This is a genomic window from Rhodococcus sp. G6(2025) (assembly GCF_058628105.1).
Genome location: NZ_CP179750.1, coordinates 6418549 through 6427319 on the forward strand (window position 1 = coordinate 6418549; position 8771 = coordinate 6427319).

Genomic DNA, 8771 nt, shown 5'->3' on the forward strand with positions numbered 1-8771 from the left:
CGCTCAGGCCCCGATCAGGTCCGCCGCGGCACGGGCGATCGCGAACTCCTCGTTGGTGGGCACGACCAGCACCTGCACGTCGGACTCGTCCGCCGAGATACGGCGTGCGTCCCGGGAATCCGTGCGATTGCGGTCGTCGTCGACGACGATGCCGAGCCGCCCCAGCCCGGCCAGACTGTCGCGGCGGACGTCGACATTGTTCTCACCGACTCCCCCGGTGAACGTGATGACGTCGACGCCGCCCAGTTCCACCAGGTAGGCGCCGATGTACTTGCGGAGTCGGTGCACGTACACGTCGTACGCCAACGCCGCGGCCTCGTCACCCTCACCGACGAGCGTCAGGAGCGCCCGGAAGTCGTTGACCCCCGACAGGCCCTTGAGTCCGGAGTGCCGGTTCAGGAGGTCGTCGATCTGATCGACACCCATCCCGCTGCGGTGCAGGTGCAGGATGACACCGGGATCGACGTCCCCGGACCGGGTGCCCATGACGAGCCCCTCGAGCGGGGTCAGCCCCATGCTCGTGTCGACGGCCCGCCCCCCGCGGATCGCGGACGCCGAGGCGCCGTTCCCCAGGTGCAACACGATCTGGTTCAGCTCGGACAGGTCCCTGCCGAGGAACTCGGCCGCGCGCGCCGACACGTACTGGTGCGACGTGCCGTGGAAGCCGTACCGCCGGATGGAGTGCTCCTTCGCGACCTGCAGGTCGATCGCATACGTCGACGCCTCCGCGGGCAGGGTGTGGAAGAACGCGGTGTCGAAAACCGCGACGTGCGGGATGTCCGGCAGCTCCTCCCGCGCCACCTCGATCCCGATCACATTCGCCGGATTGTGCAGCGGTGCAAGGTTCGAGAGATCCGAAATGGACTGCACCACCGCGTCGTCGATGATCGTAGGTTCGAAGAACACGTCGCCGCCGTGGACGATGCGATGACCGACCGCGACGATCCCGGCCTCCCTCAGCGGTCGGCCCACCTCCGCGACGATGTCCGACACCATCTTCAGCCCGGCCCGGTGGTCGGCGATGTGAACGTGGCGCTCCGCCAATCCGGTGCGGTGGTGGTAGACGATGCGCCCCTCGGGTTCCCCGATCCTCTCGATGAGCCCGGACGCCGAGGCCTTACCGGTGTCCGGGTGGATCAGCTGGAACTTGATCGACGACGAACCGGAATTGACTACCAGTACGGACCCCTCGGTCACTGCTCTGCTCCCTGCGCCTGGATGGCGGTGATGGCCACGGTGTTCACGATGTCCTCGACCAGCGCCCCTCGCGAAAGGTCGTTGACGGGTTTGTCGAGGCCCTGCAACACCGGTCCGACGGCGATCGCGCCGGCGCTGCGCTGCACGGCCTTGTACGTGTTGTTCCCGGTGTTGAGGTCGGGGAAGATGAAGACCGTCGCCTTCCCGGCCACCGCCGAATCGGGCATCTTCTTGTCGGCCACGCTCTGCTCGATGGCGGCGTCGTACTGAATGGGGCCCTCCACCAGGAGGTCCGGGCGACGCTCGCGGACGAGTTTCGTCGCGGAGCGCACCTTGTCGACGTCCGCGCCGCTGCCGGAGTCGCCGGTCGAGTACGACAGCATCGCGATGCGCGGATCGATGCCGAACTGAGCCGCCGTCTGCGCCGAGGAGATCGCGATGTCGGCCAACTGTTCGGCGGTGGGGTCGGGTACCACCGCGCAGTCCCCGTACGCGAGCACCCGATCGGACAGGCACATCAGGAAGACACTCGACACCGTGGACACCCCCGGTTGCGTCTTGATGATCTCGAACGACGGCCGGATGGTGTGCGCCGTGGTGTGCGCGGCACCGGAAACCATGCCGTCCGCGATTCCCAAGTGCACCATCATGGTTCCGAAGTACGAGATGTCGCCCATCACCTCGCGGGCCCGCTCCACGGTCATGCCCTTGTGGGCGCGGAGCCGCGCGTACTCCTCGGCGAACGGCCCGGCGTGGTCGGACGTCCGGGGGTCGAGAACCTGTGCGTCACCGAGGTCGACGCCGAGTTCCGCCGCGCGGCGCCGCACCTGCACCTCGTCGCCGAGAATCGTCAGCGCCGCCACCTGCCGCTGCAACAGTCTCCCCGCCGCGCGGAGGATGCGGTCGTCGTCGCCTTCCGGGAGCACGATGTGCTTGCGGTCGCGGCGGGCACGGTCGATCAGCTGGTATTCGAACATCTGCGGAGTCACCACCGAGGGGATCGGTAACTTCAACCGCTCCAGCAGTGTGGGTGCGTCCACCCGCAGTTCCATGACGCTCAGCGCGGTGTCGATCTTGCGCTGCGAACCGACCGCCACCCGGCCACGGGTCTGCGCGGCCGCACTGGCCGTGTCGAACGTGCCCAGTCCGGTGGTGAGGATCGGCAACCGCGGCTTCAGGCCGGCCATCAGCTTCGCGATCGCCGGGTGCGGCATCAGGCCGCCGTTCATGATGATGCCCGCCAGCGACGGGAAACCTTCGGCCTCATGCGCATTCACCATCGCCAGTAGCACGTCGGAACGGTCGGCCGGGGCGATCACCACCGTGCCCTCGGTCAACCGTTCGAGAATGTGCTCCGCCGTCATTCCGCCCACCATCACCCGCAGCGCCTCGCGGTGGAGAAGCTCGGGGTCGCCGCTGAACAGGCTGCCGTCGATCGACTCGAGGAGTTCGGCCATGGTCGGTGCGACCAGCAGCGGGATCTCGGGCAGGCTCCACGCGGGCACACCGGTGGACGCCAACGCGGCGGTGACCGCATCGAGCTGATCCGGGTCGCAGCGGTTCGCGACCACGGCGAGCGGATGGGCGTGGTGAGAAGTCAGTTCACCGATCGCGAGATGGGCGAGTTGCGCGACCTCCTCGGGGGTGCGCCGCGCTCCCTTCACGGCGAGCAGCACGGGTGCGCCCAGGTTGGCGGCGATCCTCGCGTTGTAGCCGAGTTCGCTCGGGCTCGCCACGTCGGTGTAATCACTGCCGATCACCACGACGGCGTCGCACTGCGCCGCCACCTGGTGATACCGGGAGACGATCTCGCTGAGCGCCCCGTCGGGATCGGCGTGGACCTGCTCGTACGTGACCCCCAGGGACTCCTCGTAGCCGACGTCGGCCGTCGTGTGTTCGAGGAGCAGCTCGAGGATGTAGTCGGGTTCCCGTGTCGATCGGGCGATGGGACGGAAGACGCCCACCCTCGCCGCGGACGCACACAGCATCTGCAGGACACCCAGCGCGATGGTGGACTTGCCGGTGTCCCCCTCCGGTGAGGCGATGTAGACGCTCGACGGCTGGGGACGTGCGGGCGGATTCACGGGTGAGGGTGTCGCTGGCGCAGCCATGGCCATAGCGTATCCGGCCGCCGCCGCCCGGCGATTGACACCGCACCCGCCCGGCGGTCAGATGACCTATGGCCGAATCACCCTTCCCCGACGTCCGGTGGGGCAGCGGGAACAGCTTCCTCCGCGAACCCGCCGCGAAATTTGCCGCCACCCGACCCGGATCGTGGGTGATCCGGAATCTCGCCGGGGTCGACCGCCGGCTCCTCCAGAAGAGCAGAGGACGCTTCACGATCCTCGGTCCGATCGCCGCACCGGTGGTCCTGCTGACGACGACGGGTCGTAAGTCGGGCGCACCGCGGACGAGCCCGCTCCTGTACTACTGCGAGGGACAGCAGATCTTCGTCGTGGGCAGCAACTTCGGGCAGGATCACCACCCGGCGTGGTCGGGGAACCTCCTCGCCCAGCCGAACGCGAAGGTCACGATCGGAGGGAAGGACATCCCCGTCACCGCGACCCTCCTCGCCGAACCGGAGCGGACACGGATCTATCGCGAATTCGACGAGATGGTGCGCGTCTACGGCGTCTACGAGCACCGAACGAACCGCACGATGCGGGTGTTCGCTCTCACCGCCTCGTGAGCAGACCATCGCGCGGCAGACGGAAGCGGCGGCGCCGCCGATCGGTAGTGGTGTCCGGTCGGGGTGCCGAAGTCGAGGAGGTGGGTGACACCGGGGTTGTCTACGGGGCGGGCGGACCATCCGTCGCCTTCCTTCGCGTAGTTGCATGCCTCGCAGAGGCCGGACCCGTTGTCCGCCGTCGTGGCACCGGATTCTCGGCGTGAGCGGATGTGGTCGTGATGCCGGATCGGCGCATCGCACCACGGAGTCCTGCACGTCCGATCCCGCAGGTCGATCAGCTGTCGCAGGCTCTTGGGGAACGTGCGCGACTCCGATTCCATCGCCGTCAACGCACCCGACTGCGGGCACGAATACACGCGCCGCAACGACGTCTCGGTGCCACTGTCGACGGCCTCGGCCACCAGCTGCCGGGCAATTCCCGCGAGTCCGGCCGCCACTGTTGCCGGTGGCGATCAGATTGTCGGCATCCCGACCCAGCGTGGCCCGCACACACACCGCCTGCTCCACCGGCATCAACACACTCAGGTAGGCCATCGAATCTGGGGCCGTCCGCGTCGTGACCCGACGCTCCGACACCGCCTTGCGGTGCCGGGCCACGACCGCTGCGGCATCGAGTTCGACCGCCAACGCTTTCGCGCGTGCGATCAGACCGCGGTCGCCGACCCCGTCGAGAGTGGCCGGGTCCGAACACAACCGGCGGTCCACGATCGCCCGATCCGCAGCTGATAGGCAGGCCGTTTCGCGCACCAACAACGTCGCTCGCCATTCGTTCAACCTGCCCGACCGCAACATCGCCAGGGTGTGCGGCATCTCGTGCACCAGAGCCTGCGCGAACCCCATATGCCGACCACCACGGTTCGGGGATTCCCTGCGCGCCAACGCAATCTGCGAGGCAATGCCGCGGTCCCACTCCACCCGCGGCAACCCCCGAGCCCTGCGATCCGCACGGATACACGTGGCGACGCCATCGGTGATCACCGCCTGCACCGCACACCCGACCGACTTCAACACCTCGAGCGCATCGAGCCACTCGATCCCCAACCCCGCATCCCCGTCAGCAGACACCACCCGCAACCGCGCCGCGAACGCACGCAGCTCATCCAGATCCGGCGCCATCGATTCCCCCACAACCAACCCTCCCCCAAGGTCGTTCGAATGCATGTTCGACTCTAGCAACAGTTCGTGAACAATGGCAATAGCCGCACGCCGTAAAAGTGCGTGCAGCACAGGACCGTACGGCGCTATACAAGAGATCGCGCACGCCTGCGCCGAGGAATGGAGAAGTAGTTGCCCACGAATGCCGCACCGGATCCGATGACCCTGCACCCTGTTTCGGGTCAGCCTCGGGTGGTCCTGCTCAAACCTCTGATCGAGAACCCGCTGATCATGGTCGGGGAGTACAGCTACTACGACGACCCCGAGTTCGCGGACGAGTTCGAAACGCGCAATGTCCTGCACCATTACGGGCCGGACCGGCTGATCATCGGCAAGTTCTGCGCATTCGCGACCGGGACGACGTTCATCATGAACGGCGCGAATCATCGAATGAGCGGAGTCTCGACCTTCCCGTTTCCGATCATGGGAGGGGCGTGGGCCGAGCATTCCGATCTACTCGCCGACCTACCGTCGCGCGGCGACACCGTCGTCGGCAACGACGTGTGGATCGGAGGCAACGCGACGATCATGCCCGGCGTCCGCATCGGGCACGGTGCGATCGTGTCGACCGGTTCGGTAGTGACGCGGGACGTGCCGGACTATGCGGTCGTGGGCGGGAATCCGGCCGTCCACATCAAGGACCGCTATTCGAAAACCGAGATCGCCGCGCTGGTGCGGATCGCGTGGTGGGACTGGCCGATTTCCATCGTTACCGAACATGTGCGGACCATCGCCGCAGGCACCGTCGAGCAACTTCAGGATGTCGCCGACGGACTCGGCTGAATCAGCCGCGCGCCGCCTGCGGTGCTTCGAGGTCGAGTTCGCCGTCGTCGGCGAATACGAGGCGTCCGTCGTCGAGAGCGACGGCCCAGCGGTGCACGGGCGCCCAATCACGTCCGAGCAGTCCCTCCGACTGGGACAGGTCCGCGAAATCCTCGATCACGACACCGGGCGCGGGAGCATCGGAGTCGCGGCGGACCCGGACGCGAGCGCCGACGACGACGTCGGGGCTGTGGGGCTGGGCGGCACTCTTCTGATCAGACATGGGTTCATTCCGCTTTCTGCAGGGTGATGCCGGGGCAAGGGATCATCCGGGCCCGCTGCCGAGAACTCACTACAGACGATCGGCAAATTTTGAGCAAGCCTTGCGTCGGAGTTGTGGGGATCATCACCGAGACCTTGACGTACGCAGAACGACCCGACTTTTGTCCACTGTTTGTACACCAGAGGCATTGACGTCAAGAGACTTCTTCGACATGATTAGGTGTAACTGCCGGTCACACTGACATGGAGGAATTTCATGGCACGCTCGACGCTCGATATCCGCAATCCGAAGATCACGGATCGCCAGGACACCGGCGCCCGGCTCCTCCAGTCCTCCGCCCGCATGTCGTACGACCCGACGGTCGAGGTGGACTGGGACGCGCCCGTCCCCGACGACCTGTACGGCCTCACCCCCGAGTGGTCCTCGCTGTACGGCACGCCGATGTGGGACGAGATGACGTTCGAGCAGCAGATCACGCTGACGAAGCATGAGGTGTCCTCGATCATGGGCACCGGAATCTGGTTCGAGATGATCCTCCAGCAGATGGTCATCCGGGACATGTACGCCAAGGACGCGTCGCAGGCCCACTTCCAGTTCGCGCTGACCGAGGTAGCCGACGAGTGCAGGCACTCGGTGATGTTCGCTCGCACCGCCGAGAAGTTCGGTTGCCCCTCCTACGTTCCACGCAAGTCGGTGGTCACGCTGGGTCGCGGGTTCAAGGCACTCGCCTCGGGGGAGGTCGCGTACGCCGGCATTCTCGTCGCCGAGGAGATCCTCGACGTCATGCAGCGCGACTGGATGAAGGACACACGCGTCCAGCCGATCGTCCGCGTCACCAGCAAGATTCACGTGGTCGAAGAAGCCCGGCACATGCGCTTCGCCCGGGAGGAGACCCTGCGACGGGCCCAGGGCATGAGCAAGGCGCACCGTGCTGCGAGCCGCGCCTGCATCGCGATCGCGTCCAATCTGATCGTCTCCAGCATGATCAATCCCGCCGTCTACGCGGCAGCCGGACTTGACACCGAACGCGCGCTCCGCGAGGCGAAGAACAACCGATTCCGGGCCGAGAAGATCCGCGAGAGTTCGCAGCCGCTCATGCGGTTCCTGGACGACGCCGATCTGCTGGGCGGTCCTTCCCGGCACCTCTACAAGCGCGTGAACATGCTCTGAGGCGCTCCGCACCCGTGCGCCTTTCTGGTAGCACCCACTACCAAAAAGGCGCACGGGCGGCGAGGCCGCCTACCCCCGCAACCGCGGCGCCAGATCCCGCTCGAAGAGTTCCAGGAACCGCTTCTGATCGTGGCCCGGAGCGTGGAAGACCAGGTGGTTCAACCCGGCATCGAGATACGGGCGGATCTGCGCCACCGCCTCATCCGGATCCGACGCCACGATCCACCGCTTCGCCACCTGCTCGATCGGCAACGCATCCGCCGCCTTCTCCATCTCGATCGGATCGTCGATCGAATGCTTCTGCTCCGGCGTCAACGACAACGGCGCCCAGAACCGCGTGTTCTCCAGCGCCAACTCCGGATCCGTGTCATACGAAATCTTGATCTCGATCATCTTGTCGATCTCCGCCACATCACGGTCCGCCTTCTCGGCCCCCTCCGCGACCGCAGGCATCAACTTCTCCGTGTACAACTCCATGCCCTTACCGGACGTGCAGATGAACCCGTCGCCGCTCCGACCGGCATACCGGGCCACCACCGGACCACCGGCGGCGATGTACACCGGAATCCCACCCTCGGGCACGTCGTAGATCGACGCGCCCTTCGTGTTGAAGTACTCACCCTCGAAGTCGACCCGGTCGCCGAGCCACAGCTCACGCATCAACCGGACCGCCTCCCGCAGCCGCGCGAACCGCTCCTTGAACTCCGGCCACTCCCCCGCAAAGCCTGTCGCGATCTCGTTGAGCGCCTCACCGGTACCCACGCCGAGCATGATCCGCCCCGGGTACAGACACCCCATCGTCGCGAACGCCTGCGCCACCACCGCCGGGTTGTACCGGAACGTCGGCGTCATCACCGACGTCCCCAACTGCAGCCGCTCCGTGCGCTCCCCGACCGCCGTCATCCACGCCAACGAGAACGGCGCATGACCACCCTCGTGCCGCCACGGCTGAAAATGATCCGACACCGTCGCCGAATCCATACCGTGCGCCTCCGCCAGAACACCCAGCTCCACCAACTCCCGCGGACCGAACTGCTCCGCGGACGCCTTGTAACCGAGCTTGAGTTCGTGGGCCACCGTGTACTCCTTCGTCTTCACGTCCGGTTCGCGAGATGCAAACCTCTTCTGCAGGTTAGAGCGCGGCCACCAGGCTGGCGAGCGCCGCTCCCAGTGCCACCACCGTCAGTGTCACCGCGAACAGCCACAACTCGTGGGGCGGCGGCATCGGTGCGCCGTCGCGCAGGGCCTTCTCGACCTGCGACCACCGCCGCATGCCGACGAGGGCGGCTGCCGCGGCGAGACCAATCAGGATCAGGCCGAGGGTCGTCCGCACCCACCCGGTGCTGAATTCGGGGACCAGGTGGATCATCGCGATGCCACCGGCCAGAAGTGCAAGAGAACTCCGCATCCAGGCGAGGAATGTCCGCTCGCTTGCGAGGGTGAAACGTTCGTCGGGCCGGTCGTTGTCGGTCACCGAATCATCTTTACACCGGTTCGATGGAACCGCACCAAGCA

8 protein-coding genes and 1 pseudogene are annotated in these 8771 nt (G+C 66.4%); 3 read left to right on the forward strand and 6 right to left on the reverse strand.

The annotated features are described in order from the left end of the window. Positions 1-3: 3 nt before the first annotated feature. Both ACLIVD_RS29800 and pta read right to left on the reverse strand, forming a co-directional pair. Positions 4-1197 carry an acetate kinase gene (locus tag ACLIVD_RS29800; RefSeq protein WP_477952749.1) on the reverse strand — a complete coding sequence of 398 codons (1194 nt, stop codon included), beginning with the start codon at positions 1195-1197 and terminating at the stop codon, positions 4-6. Beyond that, a complete protein-coding gene (pta, locus tag ACLIVD_RS29805) occupies positions 1194-3314 on the reverse strand; it encodes a phosphate acetyltransferase (protein ID WP_418338749.1) in 2121 nt (706 codons plus the stop codon). Before pta ends, ACLIVD_RS29800 begins: the two co-directional genes overlap by 4 nt. A gap of 62 nt (positions 3315-3376) precedes the next feature. Between pta and ACLIVD_RS29810 the strand changes: the two genes are divergently transcribed. Continuing rightward, the gene (locus tag ACLIVD_RS29810; protein WP_477952746.1) at positions 3377-3886 is read left to right on the forward strand and encodes a nitroreductase/quinone reductase family protein; all 510 of its coding nucleotides are present in this window, start codon (positions 3377-3379) and stop codon (positions 3884-3886) included. Here the strand turns inward: ACLIVD_RS29810 and ACLIVD_RS29815 are convergent. Continuing rightward, positions 3832-5014, reverse strand: a pseudogene (locus ACLIVD_RS29815) (HNH endonuclease). The gene ACLIVD_RS29810 and the pseudogene ACLIVD_RS29815 overlap by 55 nt on opposite strands. A gap of 186 nt (positions 5015-5200) precedes the next feature. Here ACLIVD_RS29815 and ACLIVD_RS29820 point away from each other — a divergent pair. Beyond that, positions 5201-5824 carry a CatB-related O-acetyltransferase gene (locus tag ACLIVD_RS29820; protein ID WP_477952766.1) on the forward strand — a complete coding sequence of 208 codons (624 nt, stop codon included), beginning with the start codon at positions 5201-5203 and terminating at the stop codon, positions 5822-5824. Between the two features lies 1 nt (position 5825). On the opposite strand, the gene ACLIVD_RS29825 is transcribed toward ACLIVD_RS29820, so the two are convergent. Continuing rightward, positions 5826-6086, reverse strand: a complete 261-nt coding sequence (locus tag ACLIVD_RS29825) for a hypothetical protein (RefSeq protein WP_283336665.1) — start codon at positions 6084-6086, stop codon at positions 5826-5828. A 255-nt stretch (positions 6087-6341) separates the two neighbouring features. Between ACLIVD_RS29825 and ACLIVD_RS29830 the strand changes: the two genes are divergently transcribed. Beyond that, entirely contained in the window at positions 6342-7256 is a 915-nt protein-coding gene (locus ACLIVD_RS29830) for an AurF N-oxygenase family protein (RefSeq protein ID WP_283336664.1), read from the forward strand. Positions 7257-7325: 69 nt separating this feature from the next. On the opposite strand, the gene fgd is transcribed toward ACLIVD_RS29830, so the two are convergent. Both fgd and ACLIVD_RS29840 read right to left on the reverse strand, forming a co-directional pair. Further along, positions 7326-8333: a glucose-6-phosphate dehydrogenase (coenzyme-F420) gene (fgd, locus tag ACLIVD_RS29835; RefSeq protein ID WP_105421293.1), complete on the reverse strand. Its 1008-nt coding sequence runs from the start codon at positions 8331-8333 to the stop codon at positions 7326-7328. A gap of 55 nt (positions 8334-8388) precedes the next feature. Beyond that, a complete protein-coding gene (locus ACLIVD_RS29840; protein WP_005264833.1) occupies positions 8389-8730 on the reverse strand; it encodes a YidH family protein in 342 nt (113 codons plus the stop codon). Between the last annotated feature and the right edge of the window lie 41 nt (positions 8731-8771).